12 protein-coding genes and 1 pseudogene are annotated in these 23,215 nt (G+C 47.6%); 6 read left to right on the top strand and 7 right to left on the bottom strand.

All coding sequences use genetic code 11. The features are described 5' to 3' along the window. Nucleotides 1-638 (bottom strand): annotated as a pseudogene (locus BMX22_RS13735) (zinc-binding protein); the annotation flags it as partial. Between the two features lie 55 nt (nucleotides 639-693). After that, nucleotides 694-978, bottom strand: a complete 285-nt coding sequence (locus BMX22_RS13740; RefSeq protein WP_074742998.1) for a DUF960 domain-containing protein — start codon at nucleotides 976-978, stop codon at nucleotides 694-696. A gap of 295 nt (nucleotides 979-1,273) precedes the next feature. On the opposite strand from BMX22_RS13740, the gene BMX22_RS13745 reads away from it, so the two are divergent. From BMX22_RS13745 to BMX22_RS13790, 6 genes are all read left to right on the top strand, one after another. Then, nucleotides 1,274-1,543 carry a plasmid mobilization protein gene (locus BMX22_RS13745; protein ID WP_031562038.1) on the top strand — a complete coding sequence of 90 codons (270 nt, stop codon included), beginning with the start codon at nucleotides 1,274-1,276 and terminating at the stop codon, nucleotides 1,541-1,543. Continuing rightward, a complete protein-coding gene (locus BMX22_RS13750) occupies nucleotides 1,534-2,034 on the top strand; it encodes a relaxase/mobilization nuclease domain-containing protein (RefSeq protein ID WP_074743000.1) in 501 nt (166 codons plus the stop codon). Before BMX22_RS13745 ends, BMX22_RS13750 begins: the two co-directional genes overlap by 10 nt. Nucleotides 2,035-2,524: 490 nt before the next feature. Continuing rightward, the gene (locus BMX22_RS13755) at nucleotides 2,525-3,088 is read left to right on the top strand and encodes a DUF6935 domain-containing protein (RefSeq protein ID WP_074743002.1); all 564 of its coding nucleotides are present in this window, start codon (nucleotides 2,525-2,527) and stop codon (nucleotides 3,086-3,088) included. Nucleotides 3,089-3,137: 49 nt separating this feature from the next. Then, on the top strand, nucleotides 3,138-9,347 hold the full coding sequence (locus tag BMX22_RS15930) for a leucine-rich repeat protein (protein ID WP_177173038.1): 6,210 nt from the start codon (nucleotides 3,138-3,140) through the stop codon (nucleotides 9,345-9,347). A gap of 593 nt (nucleotides 9,348-9,940) precedes the next feature. Beyond that, complete coding sequence (locus BMX22_RS13785) at nucleotides 9,941-10,225, top strand: hypothetical protein (RefSeq protein WP_029534795.1); 285 nt, start codon at nucleotides 9,941-9,943, stop codon at nucleotides 10,223-10,225. A 15-nt stretch (nucleotides 10,226-10,240) separates the two neighbouring features. Continuing rightward, nucleotides 10,241-18,559 carry a YodL domain-containing protein gene (locus BMX22_RS13790; protein WP_074743004.1) on the top strand — a complete coding sequence of 2,773 codons (8,319 nt, stop codon included), beginning with the start codon at nucleotides 10,241-10,243 and terminating at the stop codon, nucleotides 18,557-18,559. 24 nt (nucleotides 18,560-18,583) lie between these two features. Here BMX22_RS13790 and BMX22_RS13795 read toward each other — a convergent pair whose 3' ends face one another. The 5 genes from BMX22_RS13795 to BMX22_RS13815 all read right to left on the bottom strand — a co-directional run bounded on the left by BMX22_RS13795 (nucleotide 18,584) and on the right by BMX22_RS13815 (nucleotide 22,752). Continuing rightward, nucleotides 18,584-20,137 carry a recombinase family protein gene (locus tag BMX22_RS13795; protein WP_074743006.1) on the bottom strand — a complete coding sequence of 518 codons (1,554 nt, stop codon included), beginning with the start codon at nucleotides 20,135-20,137 and terminating at the stop codon, nucleotides 18,584-18,586. Nucleotides 20,138-20,258: 121 nt separating this feature from the next. Further along, nucleotides 20,259-20,447: a hypothetical protein gene (locus BMX22_RS13800; RefSeq protein WP_009985237.1), complete on the bottom strand. Its 189-nt coding sequence runs from the start codon at nucleotides 20,445-20,447 to the stop codon at nucleotides 20,259-20,261. Between the two features lie 4 nt (nucleotides 20,448-20,451). After that, a complete protein-coding gene (locus BMX22_RS13805) occupies nucleotides 20,452-20,937 on the bottom strand; it encodes a hypothetical protein (protein ID WP_074743008.1) in 486 nt (161 codons plus the stop codon). A gap of 17 nt (nucleotides 20,938-20,954) precedes the next feature. Next, nucleotides 20,955-21,293 (bottom strand): hypothetical protein, encoded by a 339-nt coding sequence (locus BMX22_RS13810; protein ID WP_074743010.1) that lies wholly within the window; start codon nucleotides 21,291-21,293, stop codon nucleotides 20,955-20,957. Between the two features lie 214 nt (nucleotides 21,294-21,507). Further along, nucleotides 21,508-22,752 (bottom strand): hypothetical protein, encoded by a 1,245-nt coding sequence (locus tag BMX22_RS13815; RefSeq protein WP_074743012.1) that lies wholly within the window; start codon nucleotides 22,750-22,752, stop codon nucleotides 21,508-21,510. Nucleotides 22,753-23,215 lie beyond the last annotated feature (463 nt).

A 23,215-nucleotide genomic window follows, 5' to 3' on the forward strand; every position in this document is an offset into this window, starting at 1 on the left:
CGATTGACATGGATGTGAAGTCCACAGGTAGATGTCTGATGGCTGCGATATCCCAATGATATAGCCTTTTTCATCAGTTCCTCCCAGCAGAACTGCTTGTGATATTCCAGGGACATCGGGTGCGTGACAATTTCCATTCCGTCGTCTAATGATCCGTCACCTTTGATGTAGATATGATCCTCGTCCCTGTTGGCGATTGCAAGTATTTCATCAGCATTATCGCTGTCTTTTCCTGCACCGTCTATCTCCAGCTCAACGCCGAAGAAGCGATTGGAATCACCATACATGATAGGCTCAGGCTTGTAACCGTAGTCATGTATCGAACGATTTCTGTCAACCTCGTCATGATAGCATTCTCCACAATAATCTTCCCCGTCAAGGTGGTAGGCGTCATCCTCATGGAGCAGGGCGTCGCAGCAAGAACATCGTGTATAGTGGTTTTCGTAGCAGTGATGGCAGAGTGTTGTATATTCGTCGCCATAGCTGTCGTCTGTCCAGATGACCGATCCGCATCTGTCACAGGTAGTGGTGTGCCGCTCGTAGCAGTCGGTACACACGATTTCACCATTAACCTCTTCGTAGTCTTCATCCTCGCCGATAAGCGCTCCGCAGTGGGAGCAGTATAATTTTTCTTCCATTGTTTTACCTCCATAAATAGAAAGAACCAGCCCCCGAAGGGGCTGGCATTCGTGTTTAATATTCGTTTGCTAGGAGCATTGTGCTGTGATCGCCATCATCAATGATGTACAGCTTCTCTTTGATTGGAGTATCCAACGGGAGCAGGTACTCCATGTGATACTCCGGTTCTTCTGAACTGTGCGTTATCGACTGTAAGCTGCCAACAGGCTTCAGCTCGAACACCTGTAGATAGTCTTTCGGAGCAGGCAGTCGGTCAACACACTCCCACAGGAACAGCTGTAATTCAAGTGGTATAGTGCTGTCTACGCCGCACGTCAGATAGCGATTGTTATTGAACATTGCTGTTTCTCCTTTCTCAGTAATATCGATGATAACTGCTTTCATCACGATAATAATATATGTTTCTGGAAAGGAAAAAACAGGAATTTCATATGTATATAATTAAAGAGAAGAAGAAAATACCATAAATATCAAAAAAATACCACATTTGTATAATAAGGAGCGAAGCGACGCCTGCAAGAATAATTATAGATAATTATATTGATATAATTGGTAAGATGTAATGTCAATAGAATATCTATTAGCATAGATAGGCGTTATATCGCCCCTTAAATATACTTAGGAGGGCTTTTATATGAAAGCTGAAAATGACAAGAAAGACAAGAATACGTCCGTTTCAATGACGGCAGAGGACTTTGCTGTTATTAAGCAAAACGCTCAAGAGAGAGGGCTGAAAATCAGTCCATATTTGGTGGAATGCGGCGTTCACAGGCAAGATAGCATGAACCCTGAGAAAAGAGCAAAATTACAGAATCTTGTAAACAGAGCCTGCATGATAGTCGAAGAATCCTCCCCCGAGATGGTTGATGAAATAAGAAAGGAGGCCGCAGAGATATGGTCATAATCAAGTCAAAGAAGTATACTGACGGATTCCACAGCAATTACCTTTTGAACGCGCTAAACTATCTTTACGACAACGAAAAGGCGCTTCATATAGGCGGATACGGGGTTGACCCATATGACCTTAACAAGACCTATGAGCAGATGCTATATGTTAAAAATTATTACCATAAAACTCAGGACAATCCCCTGATGCACTTCATCGTCTCCTTTGGCGAGGAGGTACGTACATACGAGAAAGCTAAGGCGTGGGCGGTACTGATAGGAGCATTTTTCAAGAATGAATACCAGCTCCTATGGGCTGTTCACAAAAAGAAGCGTGGTGAGTCGCTGTTCCACGTTCATTTCATAATGAATACGGTGAGCTTCGTTGACGGCAAGCTCTACAATAGCTCCCGCGCACATCTCACAGACTTCTGCAAATATGTGGAGCGTGTCACTGGTACTCCTTGCAGATACTATTTTTCGGATCCGCGAACCTCAGATGATGTGTGAGATTTATTTAGTGAGCGACTACTATTAAAAATCAACTGACAAACAGCAAGGGTATTTGATCGTTTCCTCCCCATATGGGGAGGAGCTGTTTGTCAAATCATACCATGGCAAAGATGAAAAGACAAGTCAAATCTATGTCTTTCCTTGCAAGATTTAGTATTCACTCAAGATTATAGTATTCTCTCAAGTTCTATTGACTTTTTCTCTGATATATGGTAAAATAATACATTGAGGAATTGTAGTATTTGTTCTTCAACATCTACAATAGTTCTCTCAAAAGGGGTGGAAGGCGTATGACTATGCGGTATAACAGCACAATCAAGTACAGACAGCATAACTGCGCCCTTTTCAATGTTTTATACAATAACGCAAGCGTACTCTATGGGATAACTGCGTCCCGTGGGGTGCGCTTTTTATATTTTTTTAATCAGATAGGGTGGTCATATCAGGAAAAATTTGCCTTTTTTAGGTTAGGTTAAGGAGGAATACTATGGGACTATTTGACAAGCTGAAACAGGCGACCGAGAGTGTTGCCCGCGATGCGGTGCAGACAGCGTCCAACAAGTCTGTGGACGTGCAGTTCGCGAAGCTGCCCGACACGCTCGACGAGTTTAAGGCTCTGCCGCAGGCGCAGCTCGCGACGCCGTTCGATACGGCGGCAATGACGGTGCTTGCGCTCTGCTTCTACCCGCAGAATGCCGAGCTCTCGCTGCAAATGCTGGGCTATCTGAAGGGACCTCAGCCGCTGTCGGAGCACGACAAGCAGTTCATTCGCGACCGATTCAGGGACAAGGACTACGTTCCGCGCTCGTACTTCGTCGGAGCAACGCCGCAGAACGACTACACTCCCGCAGAGCCGTACACGGTCAAGGTCAGCGAGAACCCCTACTCGTATCAGGAGCAGGGTTATGCCAAGCTGTTCATACAGTCTGGCGGAGCTGATTCTCCGCGGTATGTGCAGCTCAGGCAGGCAAAGGACGGCAAATGGTATCTCTGGGAGCAGTTCCTGCTCGCGGACATAAGACAGCCCGACAGCGCAGACCCTTGGGCGTAAGGAGGAAAATATGGGAATCATAAAACGGAAAGTAACAAGAGGTAAAAAAATGGAATTCAAACGAATAGCTGCGGCAGCGCTCGCGGCGGTGACCGTGTTCGGCTACAGCGCGGGCTATTATCCTACGGGGCTTATCAAGCCCGCAAGCAGTATTACTGCGGAGGCGGCAGGAGAATATGGCACGGAGATAGGCTTTATTTCACAAACTGATTTTGAAAAATATCTTGATGACAATTTTTATTATACAAAACTGGATACAATATCAGGAACAGGTTATATTTCGCCTGATGTAAAGAACGTATATTGTTATTATATCAACAAATATAAAGGCTCAGATGCAAATGTTACTATCCCGCAGCCTGCGTTTCTCCACAAAGGAGCTGGAAAAAACGGATATTATGATGCATGTGCAGTTACCGGTATTAGCAATGACGCTTTCAAAAACAAAAACACTATTGAAAAAGTTTACATTCCATTTACCGTTGAAAGCATAGGGAAAAATGCTTTTGAAGGCTGTTCAAGTCTTACAACTGTTGATATTGGCGAATCTGTCATATTTATCGGTCACAGCTATCCAAACCCCAGTAAACTTGCAACTATCGGACAGTGGGCTTTCAAGGGCTGCTCAGCGCTCACATCATTCACTCTCCCCAAGAATGTGACATCTGTAGACAACTACGCATTCGAGGGCTGTTCGTCGCTCGCGAGCTTCAGCGTTGACGCGGATAATACTACGTTCTACACTGATAAGGACGGCGTTCTTTATCAGAACTATTCCGAGGAAAGCGGCAGCGGAAAAATGCTGCACTTTTTCCCGCCTGCAAATAATGCAGAGAGATATTACGTCCCCGATGATGTAGATTTGATTGGCTTAAATGCTTTTACCTCTGTAAACAACAAAAATCTGAGTGTTTACACCAATAAAGCTACAAGAATAGCCCCGCACGCATTCTATAACTGTAGTAATATCGGTAATGTTACCATACAAGGCTCTCCTCTTATCTATAACGAGTTCATGTACGAATCAAATGTGACGGACACGCTCACATTCGACGGCACGCCGAAATGGAATACGAGCGGCGATGAGGCTTACTGGTTCGAGAACTGCTCGCTGAAAAATGTCGTATTCACTAAGAATTTCGTGCTCAGACAGCCCACGGACAGCCTCACTGACTTTCAAAAATTCTCGTTGTTCGGTGTGTCAAACAAAAATGGCTGCTATGACCTAAAAGAGGGTCACACTTACGCTGATATGAAGGATTCCTACTACAACTCTATCGAAAAAGTACAGATAGAGGGTAAGTGGAACGTCAGATTCGCAGGCGAACTCTTACAGTTCAACACCGGCGAAAAACAGCACTTCTTCCACGGCGTAAAGAAGATACTTTTCACCGCCAACGCCTCCGACTTTGAGCTGGGCGAGATGATGTTCTGGGGCGACCCCGAGCTTGAAACGGTTCAGCTTCCCGCAAATCTGAAAGAGATACCCAAATACGCTTTCATGGACACATACAACCTCAAGGAGCTCAATATCCCCGAGACTGTTAAGACTATCGGCGCTTCTGCGTTCGAGAATACGGGGGTAACAGAGCTGTATATTCCCTATGGCATAGAGGAAACAGGCATAGGCACTAACGCATTCCAGATGACGAAAACAAAGTATATGCGCGACGACGAGATAACGCTGCATTCGCTCGTTGACCTCTATGTGCCGCCGTATGTTACGGATGGGACGCTGCTCGACGCTAACTACGGCAACTCGAAAGAGAAAGACAGTGAGAAGTATAAGGTCACTATCCATGCTCCCGCAAAAACTGCTGGTTTGCTGGAATCGGGCGCAAGCAAGTTCGCTAACGCAAACAAAAGCAACGTTAAATTCGATCCTATAATCGACCTCACGGATTATAAAGTAGACAAGGTTGACGGTGCTGCTCCCGTAACACACACTGGCGTGGACGGCTCGACCTACTACATCACTAACAGCGTAACCCCCACCTTTACATTATCAAACGGCACTTCTACCATGGATAATAGTCTTCTTGACATTAATATTGAAAAGGAGAATACTATCTCAGGTGGCGTAAGGGTAGGCATTGCTACTATAAAGTACAAGGACAAGACCAAAGCTATCGGCACTATAAAGATATACTTCCATAGCAACTTATGCAATGAGGAGCAATGTGCAAAGGGGCTTCACACCTACAACTTCGACCATATCTACACGGCAACTCCTACCTGCACTGAGGGCGGCTTTGATTTCTATCACTGCATCTTCTGCGCTGATAATATCATGAAGATATCGGGCACTGAGACCCCGTCCCTTGGCGGACACATATGGGGCGAGCCGCAGGTCGACGCCGAGACAGGCAGGAAATACCGCGAGTGCTCGGTTTGCGGCGAGAAGGAAATAATAAAGTCCGTTTCCTTTGACGAGGAGACAGGCACGCTCACGCTTCTTGCGGGCAATGTGTTCAAGGAAGATGTTCTGGAATATAAGAGCAACGAAAAAGTTAAGGCTGTTGTTGCTGAGACAGGCGCTGTCCTTCCAGAGGATTGTTCCATGATGTTCGCCAAATTTACCGCTGAAACTATCGACCTCTCAAAGGCAGATACAAGCAAAGTCACTGATATGAGCGAGATGTTCTCTCGTTGCAAGAATCTGACATCGCTTGATTTAAGCAGTTTTGATACAAGCAATGTTACTGATATGCACGGTATGTTCAGCAACGTTCCACTGATTTCTCTTGATTTGAGCAGTTTTAACACGCTCAACGTCACCGATATGTCCTATATGTTTGCGGGGTGCGACTATTTGACATCGCTCAATTTGAGCAAGTTTAATACAAGTAATGTTACTGATATGCAACGTATGTTTAGCGATTGCAAGAATCTGACAGTTCTCGATTTAAGCAGTTTTGATACAAGCAAAGTTACTTATATGGGCTATATGTTCGGGGATTGTCATAATCTGACAGCTATCAATTTAAGCAGCTTCGATACAAGCAATGTCACTGATATGGACGGTATGTTCAGCGGTTGTAAGAAGCTGACGGCACTCGATTTAAGCAGTTTTGATACAAGCAAAGTCTCTCATATGTATTCTATGTTTGTAAGTTGCGAAAATCTGAAAACTGTAATCGTTTCTGAGAAATGGACTACAGAAAAAGTGACAGATTCATTCAGAATGTTCGGCTATTCATACGGTAGTTCAGAATACTATGCAAAGAGCCTCGTCGGCGGAAACGGCACAGTATTCGACACCAAGCACACCGACGCTGAATACGCCCGCATAGACAAGCCCGGTCAGCCCGGCTACTTCACTGGCAAGCCCGCTATCGAGGCTGTTCCCGCAAAGGCGGCGACCTGCATCGAAGCAGGCAATATCGCTTACTGGCATGACACAGCAAACGACAAGTATTACTCCGATGAGGCTTGCACTAAGCAGATTACCAAGGAGGACACTGTCATTGCCGCAAAGGGTCACAAATGGGGCGAGTGGTCGCTCGACGAGACAGGCGCTGGCTCGACCTCCTGCGCAAACTGCGGCGAGAAGTTATACCGCATAGGTATAAAGTACACAGACGCCGATATCACGCAGAACAGCATTAAGGTGCAGTTTGTTGTCCCCGAGGGCGCAAAAATGCAGCCTCCTGTTATCTTAAAGAATGTCCCTGAGGTAGATACGGATAAATACCTGAAAGCGCTCGCGGAATATGATACAGCGCTCAGAGACGTCTCGGAAGACGAGCTCCCAACCGCTATGGCAGCGGCTCAGGCGGCTATCAAGGTGAAGTACGGCGAGACTATCCTCGAGGCAGTCCTTGCAGTGAACGAAGAAAATGTGATAAAGCCTGCACCTGAAGATTGTGATGAGGCTACTTACACGATAACAGTGAAGGGTCTCGAAAAGGATACTCTCTATTCATTCGCTTGTTCAGCCAAGCTCCCCAAGGGCGTGGACGAAGATATCCCCGAGGCAATAAACTTTGTTCAGATAAAGACAAAGGGCGACGTTGTAACGACCACTACCGAAACAACTACGACGACCACGACCACGACCACAACTACTACGACTGCTACAACTACTGCGACTACAACTACAACAGCAGCTACAACCTCTGCGGCTGCAACCACCACGACTACAGCCGTTACTACAGCGGCATCTACAACGACAGAATCCACAACGACCACAATTGCACGCATTAACGTTCCTATCTCAGCAGTTGACGTCAGCGACCTGCTGATAGAGGGTGCAAAGCTCCAGCTCACAGGCGTCAAGCCCGACGGCGTGACCCCGATAGTATTCAGCGATGAATTCGTACAGGTCGGAGAGGGCGGAATGCTCATCAACGCCGCAGGAGAGACTCTCGTATGGCTCAGCGGCAAGAATGCGACTATCGTATTCTCCGAGGACGGCACATACACGCTCAAGGAGCTTGTAGCTCCCACAGGCTATCTCATGGCGGACGATGTCACATTCATCGTCAGCGGCGGAAAGATACTGATAGCAGGCAATGAAGCCGCGGGCGTAAAGCTGGTGATGAACGCCGAGACTACGACCACATCAGCAACTACAGCAGCAACTACAACGGCAACTACGACAGCTCCCGAGACTACTACCACTGCTGCAGTAACAGCAGCTGCTACAACAGCTCCCGCGACAACTACGAATACAGTGGCGACAACACTTTCCGCGACAACTACGAATACAGTTGCGACAACACTTCCCGCTACAACTACGAATACAGTGGCGACTACACTTCCCGCTACAACTACGAATACAGTTGCGACCACACTTCCCGCGACAACGGCGAATACAGCAGCGACTACACTTCCCGCGACAACAGCGAATACAGCAGCAACTACACTTCCCACGACAACTGCGAATACTGTTGCGACTACACTTCCTGTGACAACTACGAATACAGTGGCGACAACACTTCCCGCGACTACTGCGAGCACAGCAGCGCCAGTATCGTCAGTTACGACAGCGGTTACAACTGCTACAACTGCTGCCTCCTCAACAGGCGTGCAGACGACTGCAAGCGGTGCTCAGACGACCTCAACAGGCGAAGCATCGACCACTACAGCGGCTCTCACATCTACCGCTACAGGCAACGTGACCGCGACAACTACGGCTGCGACCACCTCCGCGGGCACGACGCAGAGCACATCGCAGACCACGGCTTCGAGCGAAACTACCACGGGCACTGACACGACCTCCACAGGCACAACGACCGAGACAACATCGGCAACGTCCACAGGCGGCTCGTCCACTACAGCTCCCGAGACATCGACTACAGCGGCAGGCACGGAAACCACCACGACCGAAGTTCCCGCAACTACTACTGAAGGCACGGCAACCACCATTGAGGGTACAGCTACTACGACAGCCGCTCAGACGACAACGACAGATGCTCCCGCGTCCACGACAGAGGGCACAGCGACAACTGCTTCCGACATCGTGACAACTACAGCTTCCGACGTTGTGACTACGACAGCTACAGAGGCGGCTACGACAGCGGCTTCCGACGAGACTACAACAACGACCTCTTCAACAGCAGCGACCGCGACTGTTTCCGATGAGGCAACAACTACAACTACAGCCTCTACAGGTGCTGTAACGACAGTTTCCGATAAGGCTACCACTACAACAACTGCTTCGACAACGAGCGGCAGCGGCTCGACAACAACGACGGCTGCAACAACGGCACAGGGTGGCTCGACTACAGCTCCCGTCTCCACGACCGAGGCTCCCGCATCGACTACATCTGCTCCTGTTTCCACGACGGCTGCGGGCTATGCGGGCTCAACAGAAACAACTGCAACAGGCGCAGGCACTACAGTTCCCGCGCAGTCGAGCACAACTGGCACCGGTTCGGCAACGACAGCCACAGGCAGCGCAGCAACATCGACAAGCTCGACATCGCAGACAACTGCGGCTTCGACTACAGGCGAGGGCGGCACGACAACTACCGAGACCACGCCCACAACGCAGACTCTGCCTCTCGGCGACGTAAACGCCGACGGCAAGGTCGATGCGAAGGACGCTTCGTTCATCCTTGTTGCGTACGCTAAGGCTTCAACAGGCGGCGAGGACGGACTCACCGACGAGCAGCGTGTAGCAGCCGACGTCAACGGCGACGGCAGGGTAGACGCAAAGGACGCTTCAACAGTTCTTGCATACTACGCACTCATCTCTACGGCGACGGGAGAAGTTCCAACTCTCAAGGAATTTGCAAAACCTAAAGAATCATAACGTTAATAATGAGATGCCTCCCGTATGGGAGGCGTCTTTTTTATGTTGCGTTTATGGGGAGACCGGCTGTTTGTTGGCTCTTGTATCGTTCATAATCTGCAATATCTGTGCCTCAGATCATGCTCAAACAAACTATACACAATCATCAGATTTTGCTTGTATTTTTACATTTTATATGGTATTATCAAACCAATTTCACACTGAGTACCACCGAGTCACACTGAGTCACACAAAAAAATCCGATTCCATGGGGCTTTTTAATGGTAGAAAGCTCAAAAACAGCGAAACAGCGCTGTTCTGAAAATTCAAGCATTTTGAAGATTTTTGGTAGAAATTTGGTAGAAAGCCAACGGTAAAAAAGTTGGTAGAAACTTGGTAGAAGCCGAAAACAACCCTAAAACGGTAGAAAGTCTGTTGACAAAGCAAACTGAATAATGGACAATAGCGGACGGTGTTTCATAACAGAAGCGCTGTCCGCTATTTTTATGCCTAAAAATTGAATATTGCACATCGCTTCTCACTGAGCCTGTATGAAAACAGGTCGCTGAGGAGCTTTTTTTATTTCAGATGAACTATGTCAAGGAGGTCTTTCTATGCCGAACCCTACTGAAATCAGTCTGCTCAATTACAACTTTGAAGCTAAAGCCTGTAATGAACTGCTGACGGCAATGCTCAACCATTCAGACTTTGACTACGTTACGGTCGATGAGCTTCGCCGTTACAGTGAGCTTTCACAGTTCACCTTCGATGAGCTTCGTACCGCTGTGTATGAGCTTTGCAAGAGAGGTTTCCTCCTTGTAGTGCAGAAGCCGTATGGTCATGTCTATGCGGTCAACAAGCTGCGAATATCCAACATGGAATTTGTGTACGGAGCGTAAGCAGAGGTGAGAGAAATGGACAAGAAAACAAAAGCAAAAAAGACAATACCAGATACGATCTGCCGAGTACATAGGTCAGGCGGTTATGCCGTTCTGAGCAATTGCTTCGTGCGGTCAACAAATATCGGCTGCGATTCGATAGGTCTGCTCGGCAAGATCAATGACCTACCACCTACATGGAATTTCACGATTGCCGGACTTGTGGCTATCTGTGAGGACGGTGAAACAGCGATCAAGTCTCAACTTGCTGAACTGGAACAGTGGGGATATGTCAAAAAGACCTTGCTGATGCCAAACGAGTCTCCTACGGGCAGGATCAGCTATCTCTATGACTTCTATGAATACTCGGAACTGGACGATTCTATCCCGAAGTATGACATTGAAATGGAGACATTTACAGCAGATAACGCTACCCTGAACCGTGTGAAGAAGGACAGCAATTTCACTATTATCAGTGCAAAGCTCCTCAGAACCAATAAGATCAGAAACAAACTGATCGGCTTTATGCTGAAAGTTCTTTCTCTGCCGAATAGCTGGAATTTCTCTATGTCAGGACTGAAAGCTATCTGCAAAGAGGGCAAGACTGCCGTGCATAACGCTGTGAACAAACTCATTGATATGGGCTACCTTGTTCGCACAAAACTCCTGTCGAATGAGAGCGTGAACAATCATTTTGAATATGTTTACAGCTTTTTCGATGTACCCGTCAGCAAGGAAGAAGCAGACGAACTTGAAGCTGAGACCAGACGCAAGGCTATTACGATCCGTGAGGGCGGCAAGGCGAAAGCCGTTGTTTCTTCATCGGCTGAAAAACAGAAGGTGGAAAACCCGTATCTGGACACTCCGCCTGCTGAAACTCCGCTGTCTGAAAATCAGGGACAATATAATAACAACAATACAAAACAGAAAAATCAATTACTGTGTGATAAATCCTCTATCATTCCTGCGGTGGCAAAGCCAACTTTCAACATTCCGAGTGTTGAAAAATCTGCTGAGAGAGTGACTGACGGATATAACGCAGAAGAAGTAGAGTATTTCACAGAAGTTGTCAGAGATAATCTCGACTACTGGCATCTTGGTGACTGGCTCTGTCAGGACGGTCGGGACGGTTATGCAGAAGCTGATGAAATTGTCGGCTTTATCGTTGACGAAATATGTTCCCCTCTGCCATATACCACACTCAGAGGTCAGGCATTCCCCAGAGCAGTTATTCAGTCAAAGATGCTCAAAGCCAATATCTACATGGTAGAGAATGTCCTTGAGAATATGGCAAAGGTCGATAATATCAAGGATTTTCGCAGATATTTCATCAGTTCCCTCTACAACGAGGTTCTGACATATCATTTCAACGAAGGTTGTGAGAGCCGTAACATTGACGAACAGATCAGGCGTGATCTCGGTTATCATGACGGTGAGGATATTCGCCGTGAGCTTGCCCTCGGCCTGTTAGAGGGCGGCGGGGCCACAGATATTGAGTTTATCTTTGAACAGGGCGAGATCTCAGACCGCACCTATTATTATGCTGAAAACCTCCGTCACTCCCTGCATACGGAGAGGACTGAGGACGGCTTTATGTGCAGTTTCGGCGGTATGGAGCGTTTTGTTTCCTTTGAGGAGATCGGGCAGGCTTTCATTGACCGCACCCATGAGGAGTTCAATGACCTCGCTTTCTGGTGGGTTCGTGATGATATTCAGGCGGCTGTACCCGATATTGAAGATACAAAAATCGCTGACCTGCTTAACGCTTTTGGCGGCGCAGCTATGGCAGATTGGGAGAAAGGCGACAATAAGCCGAAGCTCAACCGTATCAAAAAGGCTCTCTATGGTATTCTTGGTGATGAAGCTCAGACCGAACAGGTATTTGCTATCATCGCAAAGGAAAAGTATCATGTAACTTTTGAGCCTGAAAGCTCTATCCACTTCGGTCTGTTAGGAAATGGTATTACGGCTTATGATGTATCCCGTACTGATCCCGAAACTCACGATTATCCTACTGTTGCTCATATTTCCGAGGAGGGCGTTGTATCTATTTATGACGATACTCTCTCGGAGAAAGATATGCAGCGTATTCAGGAACAGGCGCAGTCTGCCCGAAAGCAGTTTTTTGAGAGATGGAACAGGCTGTCAACAGAAGAACAGTATTATCAACTGCTTAACAATGCCGATATGACTACTTCTGTGAATATCACCAGAGATCATCTTCCGATGGAAAAAGCAATCGAAAAGTATATGCCGTTTGTTTTCTTCAAGGAGGGCGAACGTCCTGAACCTGAGCAGAAAGGAACTTTTCAGATTTATCAGCTCCCCGGCGGTGACAAGTATCACGGTATCCGCTTTGAGGGTATGGAACAGCTCAAAAATGACGGTGTTCAGCTCAACAAGGACGATTATGAGCTTGTCTATGAGGGCGAAGTCGGAGAGTTCAGGGGCAATGCTACTCTTGAAGCTCTCTTTGCTCAGTTCAATACCAATCACCCCGAAGATTTCAGAGGTCATTCTCTTTCAGTTTCCGATGTTATCGTCATTTCCGTTGACGGCAAGGATACAGCGTATTTCTGTGACAGCTTCGGCTTTACCAAAATGCCTGAGTTCTTCCGTGAAAAGGAGCTTGTGCAGGAAAAGCCCGAAACTGCAAAGGTGTCCGATCTTGCAGTCGGTGATATTATCATGTATGACGGCGCTCACCGTGAGGTCGAGAAGATCAGCGACAAGAGCATTTCCCTGAAAGACCTTGACGCACCCGACTACGGCGGTATCCTTCTCGGTACTTCCGATGTTCTTGCGTATGACGGCTGGCAGCAGGATATGGAGGAAAAGGGCTTTGAGATCATCAGCAAGGGCGGACAGCAGGCTGAAAAGGCTGAACCCGAAGATAAAGGTCCGGTATCGCTCCGCAAGGTCGGTGACTTCTACGAGATGCACGGCAAAAATGCGGAGATCGGTGCGGAAGTCCTCGGACTGCGTATGCTCTCCAAAAATGGGCAGCCTATGGTCGGTTTTCCGGCTCATGTCAAGGACGAATACTCCGACAAGCTGAGAGAAGCTGGATATACTGTCCTGATTGAACAGGCATTTGAGCTGAACCCTCCGAAGCGTGAAGCTGAGAAGCTCCAGACATTACAGCAGGTCGTTGACAAGTTCTTCGGGACTGACTGCGAATCTGCCGAAACGGAGCGTGGCACATGGAAACTGGCAATCGCTGACGGCGATAAGGTCGGTGAACTGTTCTATGACGGCGATCCCGTCTGCGGTATCTATAACCGTGGCGATAAAATGGAGATTGAGCCTTACCGTGAGATGACCACTTTCCCCGCACTCCTGCGTACTGCGATGCTTGAGCATAACCCCGACAAGCCCGTGGAGATCATGGATTTTCAGCATACTTTCGAGACTCCGCTTGATAAGGCAAAGTTCCTTATCAACGATTTTTGCGAAGCAGAGTACCGTGAGGGTGCTGATTTCTCCGATCTGCACAATGTCGGTCTTGCGTTTACCACTCTGACCGATGATGAGCTGCCCATTCAGGTGACGGCTGACCTTGTGGATTTCAAGTTCACTCACGAATTTGACGGCGAGGTATTCGATACAGAGCAATTTGACAGTATCGAGGATATGATCGAGAACGGTCTGACTGACTTGGACTTCTCTGACCTTGTATCCGTTCCCGATGAGGTTATCGACAGGCACACTGGCAAGGACGAACAGACGGTTGACCTTATGAGTGATGCCGCCGATGTTTCTGATACTTCTTCTCCTGCGGAAGATGTGCCGTCTATTACGCTGAAATACAAGGGTGATGCCGAGAGCCTTGACGAGATCAAGGATAAGGCACTTTCCCTCGGAGCTACTGTTATCATTGATAATGCCGAGGGCGTTATCTCTATCGACACCTATGAAAACCATCATGCTGAGATCGACGGAGCCGCCTATGAGCTTGGTCTAATGGCAGTCGATGATGCTCCAACGGTTTCAGAGGATATTGACAAGCCCCTGTTCACCGATGATGCTGTTATTGAGGAAATTCAGCGGAGTCAGAACGATGATATTCCGTTTTGGGAGAAGCCCGATATTCAGGGCGAACAGCTTTCTTTGTTTGGCGATCCCGAACCGCTGACATCTTCAAAGCCAGCAAAAGAAAAGCCTAAGTCCGAGTTTGCAAAAGGTCCGGTGGTGGACGGTGTTCAGGTCTATGAAGCACTTGCCGCCGAGATCGACCGTGGAACTGGCTTTGTTCACGGCAAGCTCCGTGTGCAGGACTTCTACGAAGAAAAGCACCCGACTATCCAGCAGCTTGCCGATTTCTTGAAAAAGGAGTATGGCACAGGCGGACACAGCGGTGAGGGCAAGATCTCACTCGTTGACTATAATTCTCAGGGTATCACATTCAGCTTTGAGAACGGCGAAAAATTCCGTCATTCGTGGTACAATGTCGCAACAATGACCGAATCACGGCTCAGGGACGATACCTACCTTTCTGCTGAACAGAAAGCTGAGAGGGCCGCACTCAAAGCGGAAAAGGCTGAGGAGCAGAGCCACAAGATCGTGGAAGTCGGTGACCGATTTCGTCACAAGATTACTGGCGAGGTTTCTGAGGTTATTTCGCTGACGGGCGCACTCCCGTTCTATTCGGACGATTGCACCATTCAGCGTGAAAGCAGCGGTTTCGCTGTGACGGAGAATATCTCCTATGATAAGCTCCTTTACAGCGGTCTGTATGAGTATATCGGCAGGGCTGAACCCGAAAAGGAAAAGTCTGAACCTGTGAAGCCTGAGCCTGTAAAGGCTGAGGTCAAACCGGATAATCCTGCTGTCGCGCATGAAACGGAAAAGACTGATATTCCTACGGTCAAGAACCTATCTCAGCTCAAAAAGTCATTGAAGCCAGGAATGATATTTGAGATCAGCGATCATCTCCGTCCTGAATGTATCGGAGAGCGCAGAATCGTCACGGGTGTAAGCACCGTTGATTTTACTTCCAGAAAGCTCGATGAAAACGGTGAACCTACGGGCAAAGACCTCCACATGGAGTTCGACCGTGCGAAGAACTGGACTTTTGACGGCGGTGAGCTGACTTCTCGGCTCGATAATGGCGATATGCTGATGTCATTCCATTTCATTGACAGCTTGGAGCGTGAGCAGACTGTTCAGGCTGAGAAAGAGCCGGAGGTCGCACCTGTTGTTGATGAGGTCGATGCTCCCACACCGGAAGCAACTGCACCCGATAAGGGCGAAAACTTCACCATTACTGATGATAACCTCGGTGACGGCGGTGCTAAGACAAAGTTCAGGGCGAATGTCGATGCAATCAAAACACTGAAAACACTTGAAGCTGAAAAGCGTCCTGCAACTGATGAGGAAAAGGAAACCCTGTCGAAATATGTCGGCTGGGGAGCTTTGGCAAAGGCTTTTGACAAGGACGATCCGAAGTGGGCCGCAGAATATAAGGAGCTTTCAGAGCTGCTGACTCCGCAGGAGTACGCTCAGGCTCGTTCAACGGTCAATGATGCTTTCTATACTTCTCCTACGGTTATTGACGGCATCTATGAAGCTCTCGGCAATTTCGGCTTTGACGGCGGTGCTGTCTTAGAGCCTGCAATGGGTATCGGAAACTTTTTCGGCAGAATGCCCGAAGATATGCAGGCACACTCCCAGCTTTACGGCGTGGAGATCGACTCGCTGTCTGGCAGGATCGCTCAGGCTCTTTATCCTGATGCGGATATTGCGATTCAGGGCTTTGAGCAGAACCGTTTTCAGAACGGCTGCTTTGATGTGGCTGTCGGCAATGTCCCGTTCGGTGAGCTTGGTTTCCGTGATACCGTCCACGATACCACGAAACTGCACGATTTCTTCTTTGCCGAAGCTCTCGACAAGCTGAAAAATGGCGGAATCATGGCATTTGTGACCTCGGCAGGCACACTCGATAAGCGTGACGAAAGCACTCGCCAGATGTTGGCTGACAAGGCTGATTTCATCGGTGCGATCCGACTGCCGGGTGGCAAGAACGGAGCTTTTAAGGATAATGCAGGCACAGAAGTGACCACTGATATTATCTTTTTACAGAAGCGTGAGGGCAAGTCTGTTGCCGAAATGTCCGATATTCCTGATTGGGTACATATCGGTGAAACGGCTGACGGTCTGCCGATCAACAAATACTTTGAACAGCACCCCGATATGGTGCTTGGTACGGTGGTCGAGGGCAATAAGCTCTACGGCAGCGGTACAATGGTTGTCGCTGAGGACGGCTTTGACCTGAGATCGGCACTTCATGAAGCAGTCGGTAAGCTGTCTGCGGAGATCAGTCATGAGCGTGGCAGAGATGTTTATGCGAAAACGGCTGACGGTGTGCAGGTGCAGATTCCCTCTAAACTGCGTAATTACAGCTTTTTCCTTTCTGACGATCAGGTTTTCTTCAAGAAAAATAACGCTGCCTGTGAGTTCCGTTTCGACAAGGGTACTGCACAGCACAAGCGTTTCAAGGCGTTTATTGAGCTTCGTGACCTCACCCGTGAGCTGATCGAAGCAATGGAGCTTGACAAGCCTGACAGCGTTATCAAGGATTTGCAGGCAAAACTGAATGTGGCATACGACGATTTCTATAAGAAATTCGGACTTATCCACTCTCAGACCAACAAGCGTTATTTTGCGGAAGATGTTTCGTATAACCTTGTGGCAGGACTGGAAAAGAGCTATGATAAGACTAAGCTCCTTGAAAAGTCCGATATTTTCACAAAGCGGACTATCGTGCCGCCGAAGGCTGTGGAACGAGTTGATACAGCACTTGAAGCACTCACGCTCTCCATTGCTGAGAAAGCACGGGTTGACTTTGAGTATATGGGAAAGCTCACAGGCATGACCGAGGACGAGCTGAAGCACGACCTTACTGGCGAAATTTTCAAGATTCCCCATACGGAGAATGACTATCAGACGGCTTCGGAGTACCTTTCGGGCGATATTCGCAAGAAGCTCCGTGAAGCTGAGGAGATCGCTGAGTATGATCCCGATTTCAATATCAACGTATCGGCGCTGAAACAGGCTATGCCTGAACCTCTGAAAGCCGGAGATATTGACATTAAGCTCGGTGCCGCTTGGCTCGATCCGAAGTATTACGAACAGTTCATGTATGAGCTGTTGCAGACTCCGGCATATCAGCGGAGTGACAGTCCGTCTGCACGTTGGAACAAGTCTGCTATCGTAGGGGTGGAATACTCCGTCCACGCTAATTCTTTCCATGTAAGCAACAAATCTTCCGACAGGTCGGTGCTTGCGACTCAAAAGTACGGCACACACAAGATGAACGCTTATGACATCTTTGAGCATTTGCTGAATCTGCAAGAGCCGAAGGTCTACAAGACGATCGAAGTGCCTGACGGCTTGGGCGATACAAAGGAAAAACGTGTGGTGGATATTGATGCTACCCGTGTGGTACAGCGTAAGGCTGACGATATTCGCAAGGCTTTCAAGGCTTGGATCTTCAAAGATCCGCAGCGCCGTGAAGCTATTGTAGAGCGTTACAATGAGCTGTTCAACAGTATCCGTCCCCGTGAGTTTGACGGCTCGGCTCTTTCTTTCCCGATGATGAACAGCGATATTCACTTGCACGATCATCAGAAAAATGCTATCGCTCACGCTATGTTTGGCGGAAACACCTTGTTCGCTCACTGTGTTGGCGCCGGAAAAACCTTTGAGATGATCGCTACTGCTATGGAAAGCAAGCGGTTAGGTCTGTGTACCAAGAGCCTGTTTGCCGTTCCAAACCACTTGACGGAGCAAATCGGTGACGATTTTCAGAAGCTCTATCCGGGAGCTAATATTCTTGTTGCGACCAAAAAGGACTTCAAGAAGGAAAATCGCCAGCAGCTTTTTGCAAAAATCGCTACTGGCAACTATGATGCGGTTATCATCGGTCACTCTCAGCTCGGTAAGATTCCTGTTTCCAAAGAGAGACAGGTCATGACCATTCAGAGCCAGATCGACGATATTCTGCAAGGCATTGAGGAACTGAAAAAGAGCGAAGGCTCTAAGTTCCAGATCAAGGCTATGGAGCGAACCCGAAAGAGTTTGCAGAAACAGCTTGACAAGCTCGAAAAAGCAGGACAGGACGATACGCTGACCTTTGAGCAGCTCGGAATCGACCGTTTGTTCGTCGATGAAGCCCACGAGTTCAAAAACCTGTTCGTCGCCACAAAATTGCAGAATGTAGCCGGAATTTCCAACTCGGCTTCACAGAAAGCACTCGATCTTTTCCTCAAATGCAGATACCTCGATGAAAAGACAGGCGGCAAGGGCGTTATCTTTGCAACTGGCACGCCCAACGCATCACCTTATCAACACTAAAAAATACCGAAATTCCGCACTTTTTCAAATGCTAAATTTCACCTCAATACCTGTTTCATCGGATATAAGCACGACATCGATCATAGCTGCCGCTACATCGTGCTTCTCCTGCACCGTCAGCTTATCCCACTGCTTCATAGGTTCTTCCAAAGGCTTTGTGTCGATCGCCTTACGCTTACGGCACATAGTCTGCATTTTTTTATCAAGCTCCGACTTCTGTTCGTGCAGGGCGCTCACACGCTTCTGAATGTAGTCAAAGAGTACGCTGTCCGCATCAGCGAGCTTTTCCATGAGTTTCTGAATTTCGCTGTCAATGCGAATGATCTCCGTCTTGATACTCTCCGTTTCGGTGTCGGGCTTGCTGTCCTCACGCTTTGCAATTTTTAACTGTTCAATACGCTTCTGCATTTCTTTCAGCACAGCGTCCTCGACCTGTCTCGGCTTTAACTGAATGGGCGGAGTGGGACAGCCGTTCAGCGTGAACTTGCCGTAGTCGATGAAGCGATGATACACAACACCTTTTCTGTTCGCACAGTGATTGAAGTGCATCGCATAGCCGCAGCAGGCACATTTCACCATACCCACAAGCCAAGAGTTCATAGCCTTGCCGTTTGTCGGGAACTTGCTCTGGTGCGACTTCCTGTCCTGCACTCTCAGCCACGTTTCCGCAGGCACAAGCCCCTCATGGTAGGCTACCTTGACGAAATGCGTATCATCAAGCCCGGCGTGAACGAACAAACCGTGAATACCGTCATAGGCTTCAATATCGTCAAGCATTTCATATCCTTTGGAAAGAAAATAGCGGTAGACCTCTTTGTCAGCCCTCACATAAAGCGGATTTTCAAGAATACGGCTCAGGTGCGATCTGTCAAGATTGGAAATGCCTGTTTTCGTGCGTGGTGTCGGTCTTGAAGCATTGATACCGTTCTCCGTCATGTAGCGGATAATATCGGTCAGAGAGTTTTCGGGATTCTGATACAGGTCATACGCCACACGCACCGCCTCGGCATTCTCCGAGGGAACAAGCACCGAGCCTGTTTTGCCGTTAATTGTTCTTCTTTCGGGAGTATAGCCGAACTGAACTTTACCGCCCTGATAGAAGCCTGTTTCTCTTGCCTTAGTCTGGAAGGCATCCGCTACACGGGCGGCGATCGTCTCACGCTCAAACTCCGCAAAATTCAGCAGATTGTTCCTCATCATACGTCCCTCTTTTGTCTCCGTATTGAACGGCTCTGAGAGCGAATAGACGGTCACACCGTAGCGGTCAAGCTCGTCCGTGATATTCAAGTATTCCCTCATATTTCTGCTGAAACGGTCATACTTTTTCACGATGATTCTACTGATAAGTCCCTCACGGGCATCGCTCATCATCTGCATAAATGCGGGACGGTGCATCACATCTTTGCCCGACTTGCCGTCATCGCAATAGATACGATAATCGCATTCTCCCACAAATCTGATACACTCCTCCTTCTGTGCGGAAATGGACAGCGAATTGTTGCCCTTATCCTTGTCGCTGACGGAGCGACGGACGTAGATCGCCGTGATACCGTCGTTTGTTTTAGTTGTTCTTTTCATTGTTGACCTCCAATTGCGTTTGCAATCGGACGGTTGGTTTTACATCTATATCATAGCGCAACCGTCCGAAAATTGCAACAGCGTTCTTGTAACTGTAATCATTTTTCGGCAGATTGCCAGATCATTCAGTTGTTTCTTCTGTTCCGTTGCGGCGCATTGCACCGAGGAAAATATCGTACATCTTGTTGATCTTCTGCTGTCTGATCGTTTCGGGAACATCATCAGGGTAAGAAACTCTCACCTTGATACCCTCATCAGATACATAGTCAACTGCCTTCTCTCTTTTCTCTACGGCAGATGTTGTATTCAAATTTTTAGTCCTTTCCGACAGCTTTATCTTTCTCGCTGTCTTTCATTTCGGGTTTGGTTATCAGCATCATAGCATCTTTCAGCTCATGCTGGATCGTGTAAGTATCGCAGTACCAGTTATCCACATACCGCTTGCAGACGGCAAGCTGAATATCAAGAGGTCTGCGGCGGAGCGTACCCTCTGTCATATGCAGGAGTTTTGCGACATCAGACAGGAAATAAAGGCAGTCATCGCCCTTATGCTCCGCTATCTCCCTGCGCTGTTCGGCATACTCGTCCGAGGTGAATTTTGCAATTATTTCATCAACGGACTCCTTGTAAATGCCGTCATAGTTGAACAGCATACGCTCTTTGTCGAACCGCCCTTTGAACGGGATACCGCTTGTGGCGAAGGCAATGCTTATCTGCTGTCCCTTGTCAGAATTTATTGAAACATATTCCTTGTTGTTGCTCTCATAATCGTCACCAACAAGGAAAACATAGTCACTCATTCAAAGCCCCCTTTCCGTCAATTACTGCCTGAGTAGCTATGGGGAAAACTGCTGTGCTTGACCGCAGTATCGTCCTGCTTGTCCTCATCGTCCGTGACCGAGGAAGTATCGTCCGTATCATCATCGGACTGCTCACTCTCACGGAGTTTTTCAAGCTGTTCATGCTCACGCTCGATAGCGGAGAACAGGTCTTTGCCACTCAGCTTAAACTTGCTTGCAAGAGCCGTCAGGTAGAGCTTGTTGTACTCCTCCATTTCCTTGTTGAGCTGCTCCTGTTCGTCAGCGATAGCTTTCTCACGCTTGGCGATTTTCTTTTCGAGTTTCGCCAGCTTGTCAGCGATAGAAGTCGTAGCCATATCATCACCACCATTCTGAAATTTTAGTTGAGCTGAATTATTCAACTCCATAGTAATATTATAGCGCGCTCGGATACCAAAAGTCTATTGGCAGTGCGCAAGAAATAGAGTGCGCCATAAAAGTTTTCTTATCGTGAAAATGTTATGGGGAAAATAAAAAAGCGGAACGCTTGTAACGCTCCGCATTAAGTAGATATTATTTCATTTGATTCTATTACTTTATGTTTGTAATAACCCAGTCGTGTTCTTCGTGCAAATATTCAGTGTTGCAGTACGGGCAGGCTTTCACATTGCGTGCATCGAAACTTCCACCGCATGACGGACAGCTAACGGCAGAGAAAGAGAAGCCAAGCTCGGTCGGGGCTTTGATATGCTTTCTGATACGCATTCTGTATTTGTCAGTTTTACTTTGGATTTTTCCTTTTTTGTAATGAAGACAGTCAAGAAAAAGCGTGACCTCAACATCGCAAACATTATCTTTTATTTTGCAACTGTTTATGTTGAAGTTGAATAGCTGTGCTTCAATGATGTCAGCCGCTTTTTCAGGACACTGACACTTACAGCAGGCAAGCTCTGTGGCATCCTTGCTGTAAACAGCCATTCTGAACAGTGATGTGATTTTATCTCGGAAGTATTCGATTGAAAACTCAGGATCATGCCGTTTGATCTTATTCGCATAAAACAGAGTTGAGCCTGTACCTCCTCCGCCCCTCATATTCTTGCCCATAAAGAATATGACCTCAAATAGCTTTTTGGTCCCAAACAACATAGCACCGACAATACCTCCGGCAACAATGCCACCGGTGATTTCTTCTATTGCGCTGCTGTTTTGACCTGTGAACAGGACGTAAATCATTGTCAGTAAAATGCTAACCGTTATAAAGATTGCCAACTCACGCTTGTTTTTAGCAGCATTTTTGTCTCTATTATATTCCTCGTTAATGAAAAAGTTCACGACTTTCGGATATAGTTCGCTCATAAGAAATCCGGTACCACAGTATTTACATCCAGATTCGAGTTCCCCAAGCGTAGACGGCGCACCGCAGTGAGGACAGCATAACGGCATAGAAGCCCTCGGCTGGGTATCATTTTTCAAGCTCTGGAATATCGTACTCAGACCGATGTTCGCTGTATTTTTATAGATCTGAGTCTGATTGCATCCGATGTTTCTTGTCATGCACATATTTCCGTTGACACTGCTGTTTGTGAATACTCTGTCGCTGTAAGAAGCGCCATAGATATTGCCTGTGGCTGATCCCGTATTTTTGAGATTGCATTGCATATCAAGTCCGAGCGATTGCAGCTTTTGTCTTTGCAGCTCTAAGGCAAAGCGAAGATCCTGACTCGCAAGTTCGGGCATTTCCCCTCCGTTGTACCATTTCGACATCTGCCTTACAAATGTTTTATATGGCTCTGCCAAATCAGAATGTTCCGTAAAACTAAAGCCAAAAATACTCATTTGTTATTCCTCTTTTCAATATTCAAGCCAAGCGCCTGTTGTTACCTCATTATTATACCACACCGTCCCTGAATAATCAATCCCATTTCTGAGAAAATCTCCCCTCCGAAATCGCCGTCATCATCAACAGAAATACCGTGTTGAAACTATGCAAGAGGGAGAATCGTCATGAACAAACTGTAAACTTTTCGGAAAATCATGAGCAAATCTTCAAAAATAGCGGTAGATAAGTAGAGGGTGTTTTTCATGGGCGGTCAGGCAGGGCAGAAATTTGAATGTAACGATAAGCATATCGACATTCAAAATCGGCTCAGGGAGAGCCGAGGAAATAGTTTCACCAGACTGCCGCCAACCCAGCATCATAACTGCGCCGAAGCCCGGTAAAATACCCTCAGAGCCGTGCGGAACAGAGAGAAAGTCGCATAGCTCCAATCACGCAGGAGCGTGAAAAATAGCCGTAGGA

It is taken from the genome of Ruminococcus sp. YRD2003, assembly GCA_900109435.1.
GTDB classification, from domain to species: Bacteria; Bacillota; Clostridia; order Oscillospirales; family Ruminococcaceae; genus Ruminococcus; species Ruminococcus flavefaciens_G.